Source organism: Herbiconiux sp. (assembly GCF_023264855.1).
In the GTDB taxonomy this organism is placed as follows: Bacteria; Actinomycetota; Actinomycetes; order Actinomycetales; family Microbacteriaceae; genus Herbiconiux.
This window is the reverse complement of the sequence record NZ_JAHFUW010000011.1, coordinates 28291-49685: the sequence shown is the minus strand read 5'-3', so window position 1 is coordinate 49685 and position 21395 is coordinate 28291. Positions and strand designations below refer to the sequence as shown.

The 21395-nt window shown below is 68.1% G+C and carries 19 protein-coding genes; 13 read left to right on the top strand and 6 right to left on the bottom strand.

What is annotated here, in order from left to right; translation table 11 throughout:
• The first annotated feature begins 5 nt into the window (after positions 1 to 5).
• The 7 genes from Q0D75_RS06460 to Q0D75_RS06430 all read left to right on the top strand — a co-directional run bounded on the left by Q0D75_RS06460 (position 6) and on the right by Q0D75_RS06430 (position 8248).
• Entirely contained in the window at positions 6 to 2216 is a 2211-nt protein-coding gene (locus Q0D75_RS06460; protein WP_291050623.1) for a glycosyltransferase family 4 protein, read from the top strand.
• Positions 2213 to 3529 (top strand): glycosyltransferase, encoded by a 1317-nt coding sequence (locus Q0D75_RS06455; protein ID WP_291050621.1) that lies wholly within the window; start codon positions 2213 to 2215, stop codon positions 3527 to 3529. The genes Q0D75_RS06460 and Q0D75_RS06455 overlap by 4 nt, the downstream gene beginning before the upstream one ends.
• 57 nt (positions 3530 to 3586) lie before the next feature.
• On the top strand, positions 3587 to 4894 hold the full coding sequence (hisD, locus tag Q0D75_RS06450; protein WP_291050619.1) for a histidinol dehydrogenase: 1308 nt from the start codon (positions 3587 to 3589) through the stop codon (positions 4892 to 4894).
• A gap of 7 nt (positions 4895 to 4901) precedes the next feature.
• Positions 4902 to 5702, top strand: coding sequence for an MOSC domain-containing protein (locus Q0D75_RS06445; protein WP_291050616.1), 801 nt, complete (start codon positions 4902 to 4904; stop codon positions 5700 to 5702).
• The gene (locus Q0D75_RS06440) at positions 5695 to 6636 is read left to right on the top strand and encodes a PDR/VanB family oxidoreductase (protein WP_291050613.1); all 942 of its coding nucleotides are present in this window, start codon (positions 5695 to 5697) and stop codon (positions 6634 to 6636) included. Before Q0D75_RS06445 ends, Q0D75_RS06440 begins: the two co-directional genes overlap by 8 nt.
• Before the next feature lie 66 nt (positions 6637 to 6702).
• Positions 6703 to 7194, top strand: coding sequence for a transcriptional regulator NrdR (gene nrdR / locus Q0D75_RS06435; protein ID WP_291050610.1), 492 nt, complete (start codon positions 6703 to 6705; stop codon positions 7192 to 7194).
• A 7-nt stretch (positions 7195 to 7201) separates the two neighbouring features.
• Positions 7202 to 8248: a quinone-dependent dihydroorotate dehydrogenase gene (locus Q0D75_RS06430; RefSeq protein WP_291050607.1), complete on the top strand. Its 1047-nt coding sequence runs from the start codon at positions 7202 to 7204 to the stop codon at positions 8246 to 8248.
• A 72-nt stretch (positions 8249 to 8320) separates the two neighbouring features.
• Here Q0D75_RS06430 and Q0D75_RS06425 read toward each other — a convergent pair whose 3' ends face one another.
• A complete protein-coding gene (locus tag Q0D75_RS06425) occupies positions 8321 to 8893 on the bottom strand; it encodes a DUF3043 domain-containing protein (protein ID WP_291050605.1) in 573 nt (190 codons plus the stop codon).
• Positions 8894 to 8929: 36 nt separating this feature from the next.
• Here Q0D75_RS06425 and Q0D75_RS06420 point away from each other — a divergent pair, with 36 nt between their 5' ends.
• The 5 genes from Q0D75_RS06420 to Q0D75_RS06400 all read left to right on the top strand — a co-directional run bounded on the left by Q0D75_RS06420 (position 8930) and on the right by Q0D75_RS06400 (position 14061).
• Positions 8930 to 10378, top strand: a complete 1449-nt coding sequence (locus Q0D75_RS06420) for a dipeptidase (protein ID WP_291050602.1) — start codon at positions 8930 to 8932, stop codon at positions 10376 to 10378.
• Positions 10379 to 10439: 61 nt separating this feature from the next.
• Entirely contained in the window at positions 10440 to 10841 is a 402-nt protein-coding gene (locus Q0D75_RS06415) for an iron-sulfur cluster assembly accessory protein (RefSeq protein WP_291050599.1), read from the top strand.
• Between the two features lie 178 nt (positions 10842 to 11019).
• Positions 11020 to 11889, top strand: coding sequence for a cytochrome c oxidase subunit II (coxB, locus tag Q0D75_RS06410; RefSeq protein WP_291050596.1), 870 nt, complete (start codon positions 11020 to 11022; stop codon positions 11887 to 11889).
• Positions 11890 to 11898: 9 nt separating this feature from the next.
• Entirely contained in the window at positions 11899 to 13638 is a 1740-nt protein-coding gene (gene ctaD / locus Q0D75_RS06405; RefSeq protein WP_291050593.1) for a cytochrome c oxidase subunit I, read from the top strand.
• 3 nt (positions 13639 to 13641) lie between these two features.
• Positions 13642 to 14061, top strand: coding sequence for a cytochrome c oxidase subunit 4 (locus Q0D75_RS06400; RefSeq protein ID WP_291050591.1), 420 nt, complete (start codon positions 13642 to 13644; stop codon positions 14059 to 14061).
• A gap of 253 nt (positions 14062 to 14314) precedes the next feature.
• Here Q0D75_RS06400 and Q0D75_RS06395 read toward each other — a convergent pair whose 3' ends face one another.
• The 5 genes from Q0D75_RS06395 to Q0D75_RS06375 form a co-directional block, all read right to left on the bottom strand.
• Positions 14315 to 15625, bottom strand: a complete 1311-nt coding sequence (locus tag Q0D75_RS06395; RefSeq protein WP_291050588.1) for a cell wall-binding repeat-containing protein — start codon at positions 15623 to 15625, stop codon at positions 14315 to 14317.
• Positions 15626 to 15780: 155 nt separating this feature from the next.
• Entirely contained in the window at positions 15781 to 17451 is a 1671-nt protein-coding gene (locus Q0D75_RS06390; RefSeq protein ID WP_291050585.1) for a ubiquinol-cytochrome c reductase cytochrome b subunit, read from the bottom strand.
• The gene (locus tag Q0D75_RS06385; protein WP_291050582.1) at positions 17448 to 18518 is read right to left on the bottom strand and encodes a Rieske 2Fe-2S domain-containing protein; all 1071 of its coding nucleotides are present in this window, start codon (positions 18516 to 18518) and stop codon (positions 17448 to 17450) included. Before Q0D75_RS06385 ends, Q0D75_RS06390 begins: the two co-directional genes overlap by 4 nt.
• 55 nt (positions 18519 to 18573) lie before the next feature.
• On the bottom strand, positions 18574 to 19371 hold the full coding sequence (locus Q0D75_RS06380) for a c-type cytochrome (RefSeq protein WP_291050579.1): 798 nt from the start codon (positions 19369 to 19371) through the stop codon (positions 18574 to 18576).
• Between the two features lie 61 nt (positions 19372 to 19432).
• The gene (locus Q0D75_RS06375) at positions 19433 to 20062 is read right to left on the bottom strand and encodes a heme-copper oxidase subunit III (RefSeq protein WP_291050576.1); all 630 of its coding nucleotides are present in this window, start codon (positions 20060 to 20062) and stop codon (positions 19433 to 19435) included.
• Between the two features lie 125 nt (positions 20063 to 20187).
• Between Q0D75_RS06375 and trpD the strand changes: the two genes are divergently transcribed.
• Positions 20188 to 21240 carry an anthranilate phosphoribosyltransferase gene (gene trpD / locus Q0D75_RS06370; protein WP_291050573.1) on the top strand — a complete coding sequence of 351 codons (1053 nt, stop codon included), beginning with the start codon at positions 20188 to 20190 and terminating at the stop codon, positions 21238 to 21240.
• Positions 21241 to 21395: the final 155 nt, after the last annotated feature.

Here is a 21395-nt window from a genome sequence, read left to right as displayed (position 1 = left end):
GATCGATGGGCATTCAGACTTCGTTGGACCGACTGCGCGAGGCCGACCGGATCGTCGAGGCGATGCGGGCGGCAGACGACGTGGCGTTCGAGGCGAGCCGCGAGCCGGGACTGCGCACACTGCGCATCCTCGCCCGGACAGTCGAGGGCGACGACGACGTGGCGGCCATCGCCGCCGTTCACGCCTTCGGGCAGATCGTCGACGAGGATGCCGATCGCGTGCTCACCGGTCTGCTCTCAGACGACCGTGGCTTCCTGCGCGAGCACGCCGCCTGGGTGCTGGGCGCCCGCATCCCGCACTTCGACGCGGTCGGCCGGCTGATCGGCATGGTCGTCGACGGCGGTTTCGGCGGCATGATCGCTCAGCGATCGCTCGAGCAGTGGGCGCAGACGGCACCCGAACACGTCGCGGTCGGCCTCGAAGGAGCGCTGCTGGGCATCCACGAGCCCGGGGCGCGCTACCGGCTGATCGAGACGCTGGGGCTCATCCGCGGCGACGAGCCGGCGCGCCGGCTCGTGCAGGCGGCCCGTGATGTCGGCGAGCACGCGCTGGTACGCTCGGCATCCGTGGCCGGGCTGGGGCAGCGGCCGGGTGCGGCGCGCATCGCCGAAGTGCTCGACGACCTCGCGCGAGGCAGCGACGAGTCCCTCGCCCTGCAGGCCCGGCTGGCGCTGATCGACCTCGCCGGCGGATCCATCCGCACCCGGGCGGGCGAGGGCCCGCTCACGGTGGCCCAGCTCTTCCTGCACGCCGACATCGACGCGGGCCTCAGCGCGGCCGGCAGCGGCGACAACGGGGGAGTGGCGACCCTGCTGGTGCGGCTCGGCGACGCGCTCGTCGCGGGCACCGCCGACGGCCCGGCATCCGATCTACTCGAGACCGGCGCCGACTCGGGCATCCATTCCGACGACGTCGCCCGGGTCATCACGATGTCGCGGGGCTCGGTTCCGGATGCCATCGCGAGCGTCGCCGACATCGCCTCGCACTCCGAGGGCCACCACTTCGGGCGCATCCCGGTGCTCACGCCGACGGTGAGCTCGGCAGCCGCCTGGCCGCAGCGGATCGCCGCCCGGCGCGGCATCCGGCGCATCCTGCGCGCCGCCGGGCGGGTCGACGTGCTGCACCTGCGCATGGCGGAGGTGGGCAGTCTGGCCGCCTCCGACGTCGCCCGCGACCTCGACATCCCGGTGGTGTTCACGGTCGCGCCCGACCCGCACGCCGTGATCCAGTCGATGGACTCGGCCGGGTCGCTCACCCGCGCCACCTTCGGCGCGGCCGACGAGCGCGAGCACTTCTGGTTCCGTGCCCGGCTCGTACAACGGCTCGCCTCGAACGCCAACCACACGGTGCTCTTCCCGCGCCCCGAGCTGCGCCGCGACATGCGCACCCTGGTCGGCATCGACATCGACTCGCACCCCGAGCGGCACACCGTCGTGCCCGAAGGCATCGACCTCGGAGTGGTCGACCGGGCCGTGGGCGAAGCCGAGGCGCATGCGGCCGGGGCCGAGCCGACGGCCGGTCTCGCCTCGCTCCGCTCTCTGCTCGAGACGCTTCCCGAGCACCGCCGCGGGCTGCCGTTGATCGTGAGCGTCGGCCGCTTCCACCGGGTGAAGGGGATGGCGCAGATCGTCGCGTCCTGGCAGAACAGCTCGGCGGCGCAGACGGCGAACCTGCTGATGATCGGCGGTGACCTGGCGAATCCCTCGGTCGACGAACGGGAGCAGCTCGACGCGATCGATGCGGTCGTGCCGTTCGCGCAGCACGCCGAACGAGGGCTGCTGCTGCCCGGGCACCGGCCCAACGACACCGTGGCCCGCTGGGTCGCCGCCGCTCGCACCGGCCTGCCCGGGCTCAACGCCGGGGGCGGCGTCTACGTCTGCGGCAGCCTGAAGGAGGAGTTCGGCATCGCCCTGCTCGAGGCGATGGCCACGGGGCTGCTCGTGGTCGCGCCCGACGGCGGGGGTCCGGCCACCTACGTCGACGACGGTGTCACCGGATTCCTCACCCGAACCTGGAACAGGGAGGCGCTCTCCGCGTCGATCGAGCGCGCGCTGAGCGTGGCCGCCGCCGAGACGACTCCGGATCGGCGGGCGCGGTCCCGTGCCGTGGTCGAGAACGACTTCACCATCCAGGCGATGGCGACCTCGCTCACCGGCGTCTATCGCCAGGTGGTGCGCGAGAGCGCGGACCTCCCCTGGGCGGAGGTGAGCGCGTGACCCTGCTGGTGATCAGCCCCGACTACGCCTCGCACCTGCTCCCGCTCGCCACCATCGCCGGTGCCTGGCACGACCGGGGCGAGCGGGTCGTCGTGGCGACCGGTGAGGCGACCGACGGGATCGTGCGGCGGTTCGGCTACGAACGCGCGCCGCTGCAGCTCGGCCGCGGCTCCAATCCCGGTGTCATCCGGGCCGGCGAGCAACCGCGCGAGGAGGGTGACTCGCTCCGCGGCTTCTTCGAGGCCACCCGGCGCGGCATGCTGGCGACTTTGCGCTACCAGGCCGAGGAGCGCCTCACCGATCTCATGTGGCAGCCCGTGCAGAAGGCGCGCGAGACGATCGCCGTGATCGAGGCGGTGCAGCCCGAGGCCGTCCTGGTCGACCATCTCGCGTTCAGTGCACGCCTGGGCCTGGCCGCCGCCGGAGTTCCCTACGCCGACGTCGTGCTGGGGCACCCCTCCGCCCTGCCGGCCGGTGACGAACTGTACGGTTTCCCGGCCGCGTGGCCGGCCGGTTTCGCCCCCGACCGCGCCGAGCTGGCCGAGCTGCGAGCGATCTGCGCGAGGGTGAGCAACTCGTTCACCGCGGAGTGGAACACCGCCCTGATCGAACTCGATCCCTCGGCATCGCCGTCCCGCTCGGCCTTCGCCGAGACCGGCGACCTGCTGCTGTTCAATTACCCGGCCGAGCTGGCCGACCCCGCGCGCGCCGCGCTACTCCCGCAGCACACCCATCTCGGGTCGATGCCGCGTGACGACTCCGGAGACGCCGAGGTCGACGCCTGGCTGGCCGGGTCGCGCGATCCGTACGTCTACGTCAGCTTCGGCAGCTTCCTCTCGGTGCGCGACGACGTTCTCGCGGTCGTGGCGGCCGCCCTGCGCACGCTGGGCGTGCGGGCGGCGATCGCGACGGGATCGGGCGACCCCGCGCGTCTGGGCGCCATCCCGTCGGACTGGCTCGTGCGCGGGTACCTGCCGCAGGTCGCGCTGCTGCGCGGAGCGGCCGTGGCGGTCACGCACGGCGGCAACAACAGCGTCACCGAGGCTGCCGGCTTCGGGGTTCCGATGCTCGTGCTGCCGTTCTCGACCGACCAGTTCGCGGGGGCCGCGGCTCTCGAGCGCGCCGGTGTGGGAGTGGCGCTCGATCCGAACGCGGTGACACCGGGGGAGGTGCGGGATGCCATCGCGCCCCTGCTCGACGGGGAATTCGCCGGCCGCCTCGAGCTGAACCGGATCGCGGCGGGCCTCGCCCGTACGCCCGGTCCCGAGCGCGCCTTCGAAGCGATCGCCACCCGTCTGCCCGCCCGGGCCTGAGGTGCGGCATCCGGCGCGCGTCCGCCCGCACCGGCGCGCCGGTAGGCTTGAACAGCCATGATCCAGACGATTGACCTCCGCGGCCAGACGCCCACCCGAGCAGAGCTGATCACGCTCGTGCCCCGTGCCGACACCGATGTGTCGGTGGCCTCCGAGGCCGCCGCTGCACTGATCGACGCTGTGCGCGAAGACGGCCTCGTCGCCCTGCGCGACCAGGCCGAGCGCTTCGACAAGGTGGTGCCCGAGCACGTGCGCGTTCCCCGGTCGCAGATCGACGAGGCCGTCGCGGGACTGGATCCCGCGGTGCGCGAGGCCCTCGACGAGGCGATCATCCGCGTGCGCCAGGCCACGGCCGCCCAGATCCCGGATGCCCGGCGCACCACGCTCGACGACGGCGCCGTGGTGGAGCAGCGCTGGCACCCGGTCGAGCGCGTCGGACTCTATGTGCCCGGCGGCAAGGCCGTCTATCCCTCGAGCGTCGTGATGAACGTCGTTCCCGCGCAGCTCGCGGGTGTCGGCTCCATCGCCATCACCTCGCCTCCGCAGAAGGAGTTCGGCGGCCGCGTGCACCCCACCATCCTGGGAGCGGCGGGCCTGCTCGGTGTCGACGAGGTCTATGCCATCGGGGGAGCGGGGGCGATCGGAGCCCTCGCCTACGGGGTCGAGGAGATCGGTCTCGAGGGCGTGCAGGTCATCACCGGGCCGGGCAACGTCTTCGTGGCCGCGGCCAAGCGGCTCGTGCGCGGGGTCGTCGGCATCGACTCCGAGGCCGGGCCCACCGAGATCCTGATCATCGCCGACGAGTCGGCCGATCCGGAGTTCGTCGCCGCCGACCTGGTGAGCCAGGCCGAGCACGACGAGCTCGCCGCGGCCGTGCTGGTCACCGACTCCGAGGCGCTGGCCTCGAACGTGAAGGCCGCACTGGAGCGGGTCGCCGGCGAGACCAAGCACGCCGAGCGCGTGGCCGTGGCCCTGGACGGGCCTCAGTCGGCGATCGTGCTGGTCGACTCGATCGAGATCGCCGCCGCCCTCAGCAACGTCTACGGCCCCGAGCACCTCGAGCTGCAGACGGCCGATCCGGATGCCACCCTCGCGCTCATCCACAACGCCGGCGCGATCTTCGTCGGTGCGTATTCGCCGGTGAGCCTCGGCGACTACCTGGCCGGCTCGAACCACGTGCTGCCGACCGGGGGCCAGTCCCGCTTCTCCTCGGGCCTCGGTGCCTACACCTTCCTCCGCCCCCAGCAGCTCGTGCGCTACGACCGCCCGGCGCTCGAGGCGGTCTCGGCGCGCATCGTCGCCCTCTCCACCGCCGAGAACCTCCCCGCGCACGGCGAGGCGGTCACCGCGCGCTTCGCCCGCTAGCCACCGCATGGCCGCAGCAGCCGTCTCCACCGGTGTCGTCACCGCCCTCGCCGTCTACCCGGTCAAGGGATTGAGCGCTCAGCGGCTGGATTCGGTGCGGCTGAACGCGGGCGAGGGCGTTCCGGGCGACCGGGCCTGGGCGCTCGCCCGGGCCGACGGCATCTACCGTGCGGGAACCCGCCGGCCGGTCCCGAAGGCCGAGTTCCACGTGCTCGTGCGCGACGAACGCCTCGCCGGCCTGCAGACGCGGCTCGACGAGGGCTCCGTGCTCACCGTGTCGGTGGGCGGTCATCCGGTGCTGCGGGCCGATCTCGACACGGGCCGTGGGCGCGGGCAGGCCGAGGAGTTCTTCGCGCGCGTGCTCGACCTGCCGGTGGGCGCCGAACCGGTCGTCGCGCGTGAATCCGGCCGCCGCTTCACCGACGTCTCGGTGGTCTCCGACGCCATGATGAACGCGGTCTCGTTCGTGAACCTCGCCTCGGTTCGGGCCCTGGAAGAGCGGATCGGGTCGCCCGTCGATCCGTTCCGGTTCCGCGCCAACGTGTACGTCGACGGCCTGCCCGCCTGGAGCGAGCGCTCGATCGTGGGCGGCCGCATCCGGGTCGGCGAGGTCGCTCTCGAGGCCACGCTGACCACCAAGCGCTGCGCCGCCACCGAGGTGAACCCCCACGACGCGCGGCGCGATCTGCCCGTTCCCCGACTTCTGCAGCAGCACTTCGGGCACGTTGAGATGGGCGTCTACGGCGAGGTGCGCGAACCCGGCGAGGTGCGGATCGGCGACCCGGTCGTCTGGGACTCCGATGCCTGAGACGGTGCGCGCGATCGTGCACCGGCGGCGGATGCTCACGTCCCGGGTGTGCCGGCTCGAGTTCGTGCGAGCGGATGCGACTCCGTTCGCGCCGGTTCCGCCCGGCGCCCACGTCACGGTGCAGACCCCGGATGGGCACAGCCGCAGCTATTCGGTCACCGACGTCACCGCCGAGGGTGCGCTGGCGATCTCGGTGCTGCGCGAGCCCTCGGGCCGAGGCGGCTCGATCAGCCTCGTCGACGGGTTGACCGAGGGCGACGAGGTGCGGCTCGGTGCACCGGTCGACGCCTTCCCCCTCGCTCCGGCCGACGACTACCTGCTGATCGCCGGGGGTATCGGCATCACGGCGATCCGCTCGCACTATCGGCACCTGATGGCCACCGGTCACACCTCCGTGCGGGTTCTGTACCTGGTTCGCACCCGCCGGGAGGCCGCCTACGTCGAGGAGTTCCGCGCCGATCCGCGGGTCACCGTGCACGAGAGCGCCGCCTCCGGCCGCTTCGACCTCTGGCCGCTGTTCGAGACCCCCTCCGACCAGACGCACGTGTACTGCTGCGCCGGCGAGGCCCTCACCGAACAGGTGCGCCGGCTCACCATGCATTGGCGGCCCTCGAGCATCCACTTCGAGTCGTTCCTCGGTGTCGACGCGGTGGGCGCTCTGGCCGCCCCGTTCGAGGCGGTGTGGCAGCCGAGCGGCCGGCGGGTGGCGGTGGATGCCGGCACGAGCCTGCTGCGTGCCCTGCGCGGGGCGGGCATCCCGGTCGCGAGCTCCTGCGAGTCCGGCACCTGCGGAACCTGCGTGCTCGCGCTGATCGCCGGCGAGGCCGAGCACCGCGATCTCGTGCTGGACCCGGGGGAGCGCGAGTCGCGGATCATCTCCTGCACCTCCCGGGCGGTGGGCTCCGAGATCGTGGTCGGCCCGCTCACACGCTGAGCCCGCTCCCACCCTGAGGTCCCTCCCACCCTGAGGTCCCGGCGAGGCCGATACGATGGAGTCGCCATGTACTGCCCCTACTGCCGCTACCCCGACTCCCGCGTCGTCGACTCGCGCACCACCGACGACGGCCTCGCCATCCGCCGCCGCCGTCAGTGCCCCGACTGCGGTCGCCGCTTCAGCACCACCGAGACCGCCAGCCTCAACGTCATCAAGCGCTCCGGAGTGGTCGAACCCTTCTCGCGCGAGAAGATCGTCAGTGGCGTGCGCAAGGCCTGCCAGGGCCGGCCGGTCACCGACAGCGACCTCGCGGTGCTCGCCCAGCGGGTGGAGGAGACCGTGCGGCTCTCCGGCGCCGCCCAGATCGAGGCGAACGACATCGGGCTCGCCATCCTGCTCCCGCTCCGTGAGCTCGACGAGGTGGCCTACCTGCGCTTCGCCAGCGTCTACCAGGGCTTCGACTCGCTCGACGATTTCGAGGCGGCCATCACGCTGCTCCGGGTCGAGCACGAGCAGGCGGCCGCGGATGCCGGCACGTCGTCCGGCTCGGCCGAGTAGCCGCAACATGTACGACCTGCTGTTCCGGCACGTGCTGGCGAAGATGGATCCCGAGCGCGCCCACCACCTGGCCTTCCGGGTCATCCAGGCCATCCCGCAGCTGAAGCTCGACGGTCTCGCGGCCCGCTTCACCGCCGCGCCCGGCGACACCGACCTCTCGGTGCACGCCCTCGGTCGTCGCTTCCCGACGCCGTTCGGGCTCGCCGCCGGCTTCGACAAAGACGGCAAGGCGATCCGCGGCTTCGGAGCCCTCGGCTTCGGCCACGTCGAGGTGGGCACCATCACGGCGCGCCCGCAGCCCGGGAACCCCACGCCGCGCCTGTTCCGGCTGATCCCGGATCGCGCCGTCGTCAACCGCATGGGCTTCAACAACGGGGGAGCGGCGGCAGCGGCCCTGCGGCTCGCCCGCGTGCGCTCGCTCAAGCACTCCCGCCCGGTGATCGGCGTCAACATCGGCAAGAGCCGCGCGGTCGAGGTGGACGACGCCGTCGAGGACTACCTGCAGAGCGCCCGTGCGCTCGCCCCGATGGCCGACTACCTCGTGGTGAACGTCAGCTCGCCGAACACCCCCGGCCTCCGCGGCCTGCAAGAGCTCGACAAGCTCGCGCCCCTGCTCCGCGCGGTCAAGGCCGAGGCCGGCGCCACGCCGCTCCTGGTGAAGATCGCTCCCGATCTCACCGACGACGAGGTGCGCAAGATCTCCGAGCTCGCGGTCTCGCTGGGTCTGGACGGCATCATCGCCACCAACACCACCCTCTCCCGCGAGGGCCTGACGACGGATGCGACCGTGGTCGAGGCGGCCGGCGCCGGCGGGCTGTCCGGCGCGCCGCTGGCCGAGCGCTCGCTCGCGGTGCTGAAGCTCATCCGCACGGTCGTGCCTGCCGAACTGTGCGTCATCTCGGTCGGCGGTGTCGACACCGCCGCCGACGTGCAACAGCGCCTCGACGCCGGAGCCACCCTCGTTCAGGGCTACACGGCGTTCCTCTACCGAGGCCCCCTCTGGGCCCGCCAGATCAACCGAGGCCTCGCCCGCCTCCGCCGAACCCACCCCTGATCCTCCTCGCGACCCGTCGAAAATGGCCCTAAAACCGAGGTCTCAGGGCCAGAATCGACGGGTCGCGATGAGTTACTTGGGGAACTCGCCGCGCTTGACCTGCGGCTTCGGCAGGCGCAGGCGGCGGAACTGCAGCGCGCGCATGGTGGCGTACCAGCGCACCTTCTCCACCTTGTCGGCACCGAACTTCTCGCGCATCTTCTTGGTGAGGCGGAAGCCCATGAACAGGCAGTCGGCGATCACGATCAGCACGAAGGCGTAGAGCGCGAGCATCACGTACTGCTGCACCAGGGCGTTGGGAACGAGGGTGACGATGATCACCACGAACATCGCGGGGATCAAGAACTCACCCACGGTGAACCGCGCGTCGACGTAGTCGCGCACGTAGCGCTTCTGCACTCCGCGGTCACGAGCCGGGAGGTACTTCTCGTCGCCGTTGGCCATGCCGATCCGCGCCTTGTCGCGCAGTTCCTGCTGGCGGCGGCGGGCATCCTTCGACGCGTCTTTACGGTCGCTCGGCACCAGAGGGCGCAGGTTCGCGGCCTCGCGCTCCTTGCGCGTCGGGGTCGCATGACCCTTGCCGCTGGTCGTCTCCACCACAGGGGTTTCGACGGGAGCTTCGGGAGTGCTGGATTTCTTGGCCACGGTGTCCTCGTTCGTTCGTCTCTTAAGATTACCTGCATGACCGACCAAGCACGCCCTCCGTTCTCCCAGCATCCGGATGCCGCCGCCCGCGAGAACGCCCTGGCCGAGGCGGTCGAGCTCGCGCTGCCCGCCTCGATCGCCGATCTCACCGACCTCGTGCGCATCCCCTCGGTGTCGTGGGCGGCCTTCGATCCGGCCCATGTCCTGCAGAGCGCCGAGGCGGTCGCCGAGCTGTTCCGGGGCACCGGAGTGTTCGACGAGGTGCAGATCAAGCGTGCGTCCACTGGCTCCGCTTCCTCGACAGAGCAGGGCGAGCTCGGCCAGCCCGCCGTTCTGGCCCGCCGGGCCGCCAAGAACGGCCGCCCCACGGTCCTCCTCTACGCCCACCATGACGTGCAGCCGCCCGGCGCCGAGGCCGACTGGGAGTCGCCTGCCTTCGAGCCCACCGTCCGCGGCGACCGCCTCTACGCCCGCGGTGCCGCCGACGACAAGGCCGGCGTGATCTCGCACCTCGCCGCCATCCGAGCACTGCAGCAGATCGCCGGCGCCGACTTCGACCTCGGCATCGTCGCGTTCATCGAGGGGGAGGAGGAGTTCGGATCCCGCTCCTTCGCGCACTTCCTCGACGACAACCGCGACGCCCTGGCCGCCGACGTCATCGTCGTGGCCGACTCCGACAACTGGGACACGGTGACGCCCTCGCTCACCATCAGCCTCCGCGGCAACGTCACCTTCCGGCTCACCGTGTCCACGCTGGCGCACGCCTCGCACTCGGGCATGTTCGGGGGAGCGGTTCCGGATGCGATGCTCGCCGCCATCCGCCTGCTGTCGACGCTGCACGACGAGAACGGATCGGTCGCCGTCGAAGGCCTCACCTCTCGCCCCGTCGACACACCCGAGTACACCGAGCAGACCCTCCGCGACGAGACCGGCCTGCTCGAGGGTGTGCAGCCGATCGGCACCGGCTCGATCCTCTCGCGGCTGTGGGCCGGCCCCTCGATCACCGTCACCGGCATCGACGCCCCCACGGTCGCGAACGCCTCGAACACCCTCATCCCCAGCGTGTCGGTGCGGGTGAGTGCCCGGATCGCCCCGGGTCAGGATGCAGGGGAGGCCTACGAGGCGCTGGTCGCCCACCTCCGTGCGAACGCCCCGTTCGGCGCTCAGGTCGAGATCGACGACGTCGACACCGGCAGCCCGTTCCTGGTCGACACCTCGGGCTGGGCCGTCACGGCGGCCAAAGACGCGATGCGCGACGCCTGGGGCGCCGAGCCGGTCGAGGCCGGCATCGGCGGCTCCATCCCCTTCGTCGCCGACCTGGTGCGGGTGTTCCCCGAGGCGCAGATCCTGGTCACCGGCGTCGAAGACCCGCACACGCGGGCGCACAGCCCCAACGAGTCGCTGCACCTGGGCGTCTTCAAGCGGGCGATCGCCACCGAGGCCCTGCTCTTGCTGAGAATGAACGACCGCAGCGGGAATGAATAGGCAGAACCCCCGGTTGGCGGAGTTAGACTTCCGTCATCCTTCCGACTGAAAAGGAGTGCTCATGAGCGACATCACCCTCGAGAAGACCGGCCTCGAGAAGACCGCTGAGGTTCAGGCCCCCGAGGTCGAGTCTCCCGCCCACAAGGTCGGCATCACCCCCGCTGCCGGCGACAAGGTCCGCAGCCTGCTCGAGCAGGAGGGGCGTGACGATCTGCGTCTGCGCGTGGCCGTGCAGCCCGGCGGATGCTCCGGTCTCATCTACCAGCTCTACTTCGACGAGCGAATGCTCGACGGCGACGGCGTGGTCGACTTCGACGGCGTCGAGGTCATCGTCGACAAGATGAGCACCCCCTACCTGGAGGGCGCCACCATCGACTTCGAAGACACCATCCAGAAGCAGGGTTTCACCATCGACAACCCGAACGCCGGCGGAAGCTGCGCCTGCGGAGATTCCTTCCACTGAATCCAGACCCACTCAGATCCGGATCCGCGTGATCAAGGGCCGCTCCTTCGGGAGCGGCCCTTTTTTCGTCCCCTAACACACCCTCATCCGGTGTGCCTGTGGCAGCGACGAGGAATTCCACACAGTAGGCTAGGAGGAGGTCAAATACACTCAGGTGTAGCTTCCCGAAAGGTCTCTGGTGCGCTCTAACCGACGTCTCCGATGGGCCGCGATTCCAATCGCGGTCGTCATGTCTGTTGTCCTTGCTGGCTGCACGCAAGCTCAGCTCCAGGGCTGGCTGCCGACGGAACCGGGAACGACGAACAACGTCGACAAGGTGATCGGTCTGTGGGTCACGTCCTGGATCGTGCTGCTGATCGTGGGTGTCATCACCTGGGGCCTCACCATCTGGGCGATCGTGGTGTACCGCCGCCGCAAGGGCCAGACCGGTCTGCCGGCGCAGCTGCGCTACAACATGCCGATCGAGATCTTCTACACGATCGTGCCCCTGATCCTCGTGCTCGGCTTCTTCGCCTTCACCGCGAAAGACCAGAGCGAGATCGAAGCAGCCTACGACAACCCGGATGTCACCATCCAGGTCTTCGGCAAGCAGTGGGCCTGGGACTTCAACTACGTCGACGAAGACGTCTACTACGCCGGAGTCCAGGGTCAAGACGACCCCGACGACGCGAACGGCAACCTCGTCGAGTCCGAGCTGCCGGTGCTCTACCTGCCCGTCGGCAAGCAGGTGCACATCCAGCTCGAGTCGCGCGACGTCATCCACTCCTTCTGGGTCATCGACTTCCTCTACAAGAAGGACATGATCCCCGGCAAGACGAACGACATGTACGTCACGCCCGAGCGCGAGGGCACGTTCAGCGGAAAGTGCGCCGAGCTCTGCGGCGAATACCACTCGATGATGCTCTTCAACGTGAAGGTCGTCTCGCAGCAGGAATACGACGACTACATCCAGTCCCTGAAAGACGCCGGTCAGACGGGTCAGCTGGGCCACGAGTACGACCGCAATCAGAATCTCCCGGGCATCGGCAAGCCCGCGGAAGAAGAGTAGGAACGCGACATGACTGCAACCGTCGACGTGGCGCCCGCCGGCGCACCGGCCCCCCTTCCCACACCGTCGAAGACCGTCGGGCGCAAGGGAAACATCCTGGTCAAGTGGATCACCTCCACCGACCACAAGACGATCGGGTACATGTACCTGATCGCCTCGTTCATCTTCTTCTGCCTCGGCGGTGTGATGGCCCTGGTCATCCGCGCCCAGCTGTTCGAGCCCGGTCTCGAGCTGCTGCAGACGAAAGACCAGTACAACCAGCTGTTCACGATGCACGGCACGATCATGTTGCTGATGTTCGCGACGCCGCTGTTCGCGGGCTTCGCCAACGTCATCATGCCGCTGCAGATCGGTGCTCCGGATGTCGCGTTCCCTCGCCTGAACGCGTTCGCCTTCTGGCTCTTCCTCTTCGGTTCGCTGATCGCCGTCTCCGGCTTCCTCACCCCGCAGGGTGCGGCGTCGTTCGGCTGGTTCGCCTATGCCCCGTTGTCATCGACGACGTTCACACCAGGAGACGGCGGAAACCTCTGGGTCTTCGGCCTGGGGCTCTCGGGCTTCGGCACCATCCTCGGTGCGGTGAACTTCATCACCACGATCATCACGCTGCGTGCCCCCGGCATGACGATGTTCCGGATGCCGATCTTCACCTGGAACATTCTGGTCACCTCGATCCTCGTGCTGATGGCCTTCCCGGTGCTGGCCGCCGCGCTGTTCGCCCTCGGTGGCGACCGGGTGTTCGGCATGCACATCTACGACGCGGCCAACGGCGGCGTTCTGCTCTGGCAGCACCTGTTCTGGTTCTTCGGGCATCCGGAGGTCTACATCATCGCGCTGCCGTTCTTCGGTATCGTCTCCGAGGTCTTCCCGGTGTTCAGCCGCAAGCCGATCTTCGGCTACAAGACCCTCATCTACGCGACGATCTCGATCGCAGCGCTCTCGGTCACGGTGTGGGCTCACCACATGTACGTCACCGGTTCGGTGCTGTTGCCGTTCTTCGCCCTGATGACGATGTTGATCGCCGTCCCCACGGGTGTGAAGATCTTCAACTGGATCGGCACGATGTGGCGGGGTTCCGTCACCTTCGAGACGCCGATGATCTGGGCCATCGGCTTCTTGATCACCTTCACCTTCGGTGGTCTGACCGGTGTCATCCTGGCCTCGCCGCCGCTCGACTTCCATGTCTCCGACACCTACTTCGTCGTGGCGCACTTCCACTACGTGGTGTTCGGCACCGTGGTGTTCGCCATGTTCTCGGGCTTCTACTTCTGGTGGCCCAAGTGGACGGGCAAGATGCTCAACGAGCGTCTCGGCCATTGGCACTTCTGGCTGCTGTTCATCGGCTTCCACACCACGTTCCTCATCCAGCACTGGCTGGGCGTGCTCGGTATGCCGCGTCGGTACGCGACCTACCAGCCTGAGGACGGCTTCGCCTGGATGAACCAGCTCTCCACCATCGGTGCCTTCATCCTGGCCGCGTCGCTGATCCCGTTCTTCCTGAACGTGTACATCACGGCCCGCAAGGCGCCCAAGGTCACGGTCAACGACCCGTGGGGTTACGGGCGCTCGCTCGAGTGGGCCACGTCTTGCCCGCCGCCGCGCCACAACTTCACCTCGATCCCGCGCATCCGTTCGGAGTCTCCGGCCTTCGACCTGAACCACCCCGAGGCCGGCATCCCGGTCGGCGTCGGTCCGGCGAAGGATGCTCCGGATGCCCCCACCTACGACGTCTCGCAAGGCAAGGTCAAGTAACCCATGAGAGTCAACACCAACCTCTTCTGGATCCTGTGTGGCTTCATGCTGCTGGCGGATGCCGTCTACATCGTCTGGTCGCTGATCTGGTACGAAGGTCAGATCGAGTGGGTCGGCGCACTCGCCATCGGCCTTGCCGCGATCCTTTCCGCGTTCCTGGCGTTCTACCTCGGTCGTGTGCACAAGGCACAGGGTGCGGAGCTTCCCGAAGACCGCCTCGACTCGAACATCGACGACGGTGACCCGGAGATGGGCTTCTACAGCCCCTGGAGCTGGTGGCCGATCATCCTCGCCGGTGGTGGCGCGCTGATGGTCCTCGGCCTCGCGGTCGGCTTCTGGATCTCGTTCATCGCGGTCGCACTCCTGCTCGTCGCGATCGTCGGCTGGGTCTTCGAGTACTACCGCGGCTACTTCGCCCGCTAGCCGCCCGTCGCACCGCCGGAGGGGCCCTCATCCACACGGATGGTGGCCCCTTCGGCATGCAGGCCCGCTTCGCTCACTCGCGTCCTGCGAAGTGTGCACCTGCGCAACGACGGAATCTCTGCGCCGTCGCAGCCAACGACGGACTGATGGCCCGAATCAAGCCCCAGGCTCCGTCGTTGCCGGGCTCCGCCGTCGCAGAGAGGCCCGCCACTCCGAAGAGTGACGGGCCTCTCTGCAGCACCTCAGGGCAGCGTCAGCAGACGGGCAGGTTCTCGAGGTTGGCGTCGAGGCTGTTCGGGCCGCCGAGCAGCACGATGTGCTTGGGCTTGAGTGCCCGCACCTGGTCGGCAACCTCCTGAGCGACGCAGCTCTTCTGCGTGAGAAGGATCGGCGCACCCTTCACTCCGGCCAGCACGCCGCCGGCAAGCGCGTCGGGGTAGTTGGCGCCCGTGGCGAAGTAGATCGTGTCGACCGGCGACGTGTAGTTCGCCGCGGTGACATTCGCCGACACGATGAACCGGTCGTCGCCCTCGATCCGGTCGACCGCACCAGTAACCGTCTTGATGGAGGCAGCCACTCCGGCGGAGAGGGTGTCTTCGCCACCGAACACCGTCGCGCTCGTGACGCCGCGCGCAGTGAGCAGCGCCTTCTCCGCCGCGCTCAGTTCCGTCGCACCACCGTTGACAAGTAGCACCGGCGTCTTCGCCTTGGCAGCAGCCGGGCTGGCACTCAACGCATCCGGAAACTTCAGGCCCGTGGCGACGTAGAGTTTCGTGGACGGCGTCGCCCCGAACCTCGTGTCGCTGATGAGATTTCGAGACACCTCGAAACGGTCGGCCCCAGCAATGCGGGTGATGCTGGCGCCGGACCGCAGCGCTGTGAGCTCCGCTACAACCGAGGCGTTGATGCTGTTCTCACCGCCGACGACCACGATCTGCTTCGACTCGAGGATGGTGATCATCCGCGACGTCTGCGCGGGGAGGTGGCCGGCTGACGTGAGCAGGAGGGGAGCATCATGTTGAGCTGCCACCGCTGACGCACTCAGCGCATCCGAGAAGTTCTCGCCACTCGCCAAGTAGACGATGCCACCCTTCTTGGTGGGGCCGTACGCAAGCATCTGCAGGGCTAGGTTGGCGGCGACGTCATACCGATCATCACCGTCCATGCGTTGCAGAATGGAGTCCGCTGCGACCACGTCCACCCGGCAGGTCTTCGACTGCACGTCGCCGTGGTTCGTGTCCACGGTCTGGTAGGTGAACTGGTAGCTTCCCTTCTGCGTCGGAGTGCCCTGGTAGCGTCCGGCCCAACCGGGGTTGTAGATCGAGATGCCGGGCGGGAGTGCTCCCCCGATTATGGACACATCGAACGTGCCCTCGTGGCTGTCGAAGAAGTCTTCGGAATAGGCAGTGCCAATCTTCTGCACCGTCGGTGGGCACAGTTGAAGGCCCGGGCTGAGGGCGGATGCCGCCGTGGGCGCGGCGAGGGCAGTGGCGAGGCCGACTGCTGCGGCTGCGATGGCGGCCGCGCGGGAGCGCAGCCTGCGGGTTCTGGAGATGGTGATCATGAGGGTCGCTTTCGATAGTGGGTGGGGATCACGATCGATGCTCCCGCATGCAAAGGACCAGCCGTTATGAGCAGTTCTTACTCAATGGCGCCGGGAACGACGAAGGGCCCGGCACTCCGATGAGTGCCGGGCCCTGAGTGAGGGAGCGGGGTGGGCTAGTGGCCCTTGCCGCCCTCGATCTCGCCGGGGGTGTCGTCGTGGCCGTGACCACCCTGACCGAGCTCGCTCTGCTGCGCAGGAGCGATGCGGTCTTCGAAGAACCAGTTCGACATGCGGGCTCGCAGGCGTGCAGCGCCCGTGATCTTGCCCTGCGCGTTCGGACGAACCATGATCGGCTCGTACACCTCGTAGTCCACCAGTCGCCAGCGCTCGTAGTCGTCGACCTGCTCGTGCACCTCGATGTACTCGCCACCGGGGAGTCGAACGATGCGGCCCGACTCGTAGCCGTGCAGAACGATCTCGCGGTCCTTCTTCATCAGCGCGATGCAGACGCGCTTGGTGACGAAGTAGGCCAAGAACGGACCCAGCACGACCCAGGCCTGCACGACATGGATCACACCTTCGATCGACAGCTGGAAGTGCGTCGCTACAAGGTCGGAGGAGGCCGCCGCCCAGAGACCGGCGTAGAAGGTGACACCGGCCGCACCGATGGCGGTACGGGTGGGCGTGTTACGCGGGCGGTCGAGGATGTGGTGCTCGCGCTTGTCTCCCGTGACCCAGCCTTCGACGAAGGGATAGATCGCAACGAGCAGGAGCAGCAACACCAAGGCCACCACGGGGATGATGATGTTGAACGACCAGGTGTGATTCAGCCAGACGAACTCCAAGCCCGGCGGAATCAGACGCAGTGCTCCGTCGGCGAAGCCGATGTACCAGTCGGGCTGCGTACCCGCCGACACCGGGGAGGGGTCGTACGGGCCGTAGTTCCAGATCGGGTTGATCGTGAAGAACGAAGCCATCAGAACGATGACGCCGAACACCAGGAAGAAGAAACCACCGGCCTTAGCCGCGTACACGGGCAGGATCGGGTAGCCGATCACGTTCTTCTCGGTGCGGCCGGCGCCGGCGAACTGGGTGTGCTTGTGCACGACCACGAACACCAGGTGCAGAGCCAGAGCCGCCACCAGGATCGCCGGGAGCAACAGGATGTGCAGCGTGTAGAAACGCCCCACGATCTGTGTTCCCGGGAACTCCCCGCCGAACAGCAGGAACGACGTCCAGGTGCCGATGACCGGAAGACCCTTGATCAGGCCGTCGATGATCCGCAGACCGTTACCGGAGAGCAGGTCGTCGGGAAGCGAGTAGCCCGTGAAGCCCTCGGCCATCGCCAGCACGAACAGGGTGAAGCCGATCATCCAGTTGAGCTCACGCGGCTTGCGGAACGCTCCCGTGAAGAACACCCGCAGCATGTGCAGGCCGATGGCCGCGATGAACAGCAGCGCCGCCCAGTGGTGGATCTGGCGAACCAGCAGTCCACCGCGCACGTCGAACGAGATGTGCAGTGCCGACTCCATGGCGGCCGACATCTCGACGCCCTTGAGCGGAACCCAGGATCCGTCGTAGTGCGTCTCGACCATCGACGCCTGGAAGAAGAACGTCAGGAACGTGCCCGAGAGGATGATGACGACGAAGCTGTAGAGCGCCACCTCACCGAGCATGAACGACCAGTGGTCGGGGAAGATCTTGCGACCGAACTCCTTGACGACACCCGAGATGCTGGTGCGCTCGTCGAGGTAGTTGGCCGCGGCACCGGTGAAGCCGCCGCCCTTGCGGACCGGGGGAGCCGAAGCATCCGTGGTCTCGCTGTGCTCGATGGTGGTGCTCATGTGCGCTCCCAGAAACTAGGGCCGACGGGCTCGTGGAAGTCGCTCTGCGCGACCAGGTATCCCTCGGAATCGACCTCGATGGGCAACTGCGGCAGCGGCCGCTTGGCCGGTCCGAAGATGACCTCGCACTCGTTCACCACGTCGAAGGTCGACTGGTGGCAGGGGCAGAGCAGGTGGTGCGTCTGCTGCTCGTAGAGTGCCACCGGGCATCCGACGTGCGTGCAGATCTTCGAGTACGCGACGATGCCGTCGTACGACCAGCCCTCGCGACCCTCGCTGATGTTGAGGTCTTTGGGGTTGAGGCGCATGAGCAGCACAGCCGCCTTGGCCTTCTGCTCGAGCTTGTCGTGACGCTCGTTCAGACCCTCGGGGATGATGTGGAAGACCGATCCGATGGTGACATCCGAGGCCTTGACCGGGATGCCGGAGGGGTCGAGCGTCAGACGGTCGCCCTTCTTCCACATGGTGTGGCTGAGCAGCTCCACCGGGTCTTGGTCCTGCGGAGCCAGGCCACGGAAGAGCACCAGACCGGGCAACGGGAAGGCGATGATCGCGCCGATCAGGCTATTCCGGATGAGAGTGCGGCGCCCGAAGCCCGACTCGCGGTCGGCTTCGTCGAAGATCTCGACGGCACGGGCCCGGGTCTCGGGCGTTCCCTGAACGGGGTGGCGCTCGTCGATGCCCTCCTTGTCGTACATCAGGGCCTTGCCCCAGTGCACGGCGCCGAGACCGATGCCGAACAGGCCGAGCGCCGATCCGACTCCGATGAAGAGCGTGTTCAGTCGGATGGCGTTGATGGAGCCGTCTTCGATCGGGAAGGCCATGTAGGCGGCCAGGGCGAAGATGCTTCCGGCGATCGACAGGTAGAAGAGCGTGTAGACCGAGCGGGCGGCCTTCTTGGCTTCTTTCGGGTCGGTGTCGGTGATGCGGTGACGGTGGGGCGGCTCGCCCGGGTTCACGACATCGGAAGCAATGACCGCGGTGCCGGTCGATGTGCCTCGACTAACCTCGACGGCCGACGAATCTGAAGCGGCTGTATCGTGGCCGCTCACCTCGTCATGTGCCATTGTTTTCCCTTTCGAGCTTGCTGTTGTGCTGTGCCGTTGTACAAGGCGTCGCGGACTAGTTCGACTTCGCCGTCAGCCAGACCATCAGACCGATGATCGCGCCGAGCCCGAAGATCCACACGAAGAGGCCCTCCGCCACCGGACCGAGCGAACCGAGCTCGTTTCCACCCGGCGAGGGGTTGTTCTCGATGTACTTCAGGTAGGTGATGATGTCGCGCTTGTCTTCGGGGGAGAGGTTGTCGTCGTTGAAGACCGGCATGTTCTGCGGGCCGGTGAGCATGGCCTCGTAGATGTGGGTGGCCAGCACGCCCTTCAGCTCGGGGGCGAACTTGCCCTCGGTGAGCGCACCGCCGGCGCCGGCGACGTTGTGGCACATGGCGCAGTTGACGCGGAACAGCTCGCCGCCGTTCGCGGCATCGCCGTCGGCCTGCAGGAGGCTCTCGTCGGGGATCGCGGGACCGGGGGAGATCGACGCCACGTAAGCGGCCATCGCGGCGGTCTGCTCATCCGTGAACTGGGCGGGCTTCTGCAGCGCCTGCGGGCCCTGCATCGCCATCGGCATACGACCGGTGCCGACCTGGAAGTTGACGGCCGCGGCACCCACGCCGATCAGGCTGGGACCGTCGGGCGTGCCCGCGAGGTCCATGCCGTGACAGGTGGCGCAGTTCGAGGCGAAGAGCTTCTCGCCCTCCTCGATCACGCTCTGGCTGGCGGCGCTGCTGGTGTCGGCGGATGCGGTGGTCGTGCTGCTAAAGGCGGCGTATCCGCCACCGGTGACGACCAGGCCGATAGCAATCAGCACGACGGTCGCCAGGGGGTGGCGTCTGCCTGCTTTCCTGCTCTTGCGGGCCATTCTCTCTACTCTCTGTTCGAACTGGGCGAAACGACGTCGGCGGATGCCAGGTGGCTGCGTGCTACTTGAGCACGTAGATCACCAGGAACAGGCCGATCCAGACCACGTCGACGAAGTGCCAGTAGTACGACACGACGATGATGGACGTCGCCTCTTTGTGACCGAAGTTCTTGACGGCGAAGACGCGGCCGAGCATCAGCAGCATCGCGATGAGGCCGCCGGTGACGTGCAGGGCGTGGAAGCCGGTGGTGAGGTAGAAGGCCGAACCGTAGGCGTTGCCGTCGATGGTGATGCCCTCGGAGACGAGCGTGGCGTACTCGAGCACCTGGCCGCTGACGAAGATCGCACCGAAGGCGTAGGTGAGGAACATCCACTCGGTGACGCCCCACTTGACGGGGCTCCAGCCGGTGCGCTTGGCCTGACCGCGCTCGGCGGCGAAGACGGCGAACTGGCACCAGAAGGACGAGATCACCAGGATGATCGTGTTGACGAGCGCGAACGGCACATTGAGGATCGTGGCCTGCTCGGCCCATGCACCCGGGTTCGTGGAACGCAGGGTGAAGTAGATGGCGAAGAGGCCTGCGAAGAACATGACCTCGCTGCCGAGCCACACGATGGTTCCCACCGCCACGATGTTGGGGCGCTGAACCATGGTGGCACTCTGAGAATGGGTCAATGAGCTGCTCGTCACTGTTCCATTATGTCTGAATTCACAGGCGATTTTTTGCACATACGCGGCTTCGCCCGGGACTACCGGCGTGTCTCGGGTGATGGCACGGCCCAGGAGGCGGGCCAACCGGCCATAGGATCGCTGCTATGGCTGAAACGCACTCCTGGCCCGACACGATCGCCCGTCTGCTGACCGGAGAGGATCTCTCCATCTCGGAGGCCGCCTGGTCGATGGATCAGGTGATGGAGGGTGCTGTCACCGAGGCTCAACTGGCGGGGTTCCTGGTCGCTCTGCGGGCCAAGGGCGAGACCGTCGACGAGATCGTCGGGTTCCGGGACGCGATCCTGGACCACGCCCTGCCCCTGGACGTCGACCCGATGGCGCTGGACATCGTGGGCACCGGCGGCGATCGTTTCGGAACCGTGAACGTGTCGACGATGGCCTCGATCGTGGCCGCGGCCAGCGGTGTCCCGGTGATCAAGCACGGCAACAAGGCCGCCTCGTCGAAGTCGGGCGCGTCGGACGTGATGCGATCGCTCGGCATCGACGTCGATCTCGAGCCGGCGCGGGTCGCGGAAGTGCTCGCCGAGACCGGGATCACCTTCGCGTTCGCCGCGAAGTTCCACCCCGGCTTTAAGAACGCCGGGGCCGTGCGCGGCCAACTCGGCGTGCCGACCGTGTTCAACTTCCTCGGCCCGCTCTGCAATCCGGCGCGCACCGAGGCCTCCGCGGTGGGCGTCGCCCATCTCGACCGGGTCCCGCTGATCGTGGGCGTCTTCCAGACCCGCGGCGCGACCGCACTGGTGTTCCGGGGCGACGACGGACTGGACGAGCTCACCACCACGGGTCACAGCCACATCTGGGAGGTGTCCCGCGGATCGGTGAAGGAGCACGACCTCAACCCGCGCGACCTGGGCATCCCGCGCGCCTCGATCGACCAGCTCCTGGGCGGCGACGGCGACCACAACGCCCAGGTGGTGCATCGGGTGCTCTCGGGCGATCCCGGCCCCGTACGTGACATCGTCCTCCTGAACGCCGCCGCCGGCCTCGTCGCCTACGACCTCGCCAACGACCCCTCCCAGGTCGACCGCCCCCTCCTGGAGCGCCTGTCCGAAAAGCAGTCCCTAGCAGCCGCAGCAATCGACACAGGCGCCGCAGCCGCCAAGCTGTCCGCCTGGGTAGCCGCCACCCAGCGCTGAGACTAGACCTGGCATCAACGTCCCGGGCCCGATCCAAAGTCTCAGGCCCCACTCGACGACCCAAGGTGAGCGTGTGGCCGAGGGATGCGACCGCCAGGCCGCGTCCCTCGACCGCGCGCTCACATGTCGCGCTGCGCCGGGCAGGGACCGGCGCA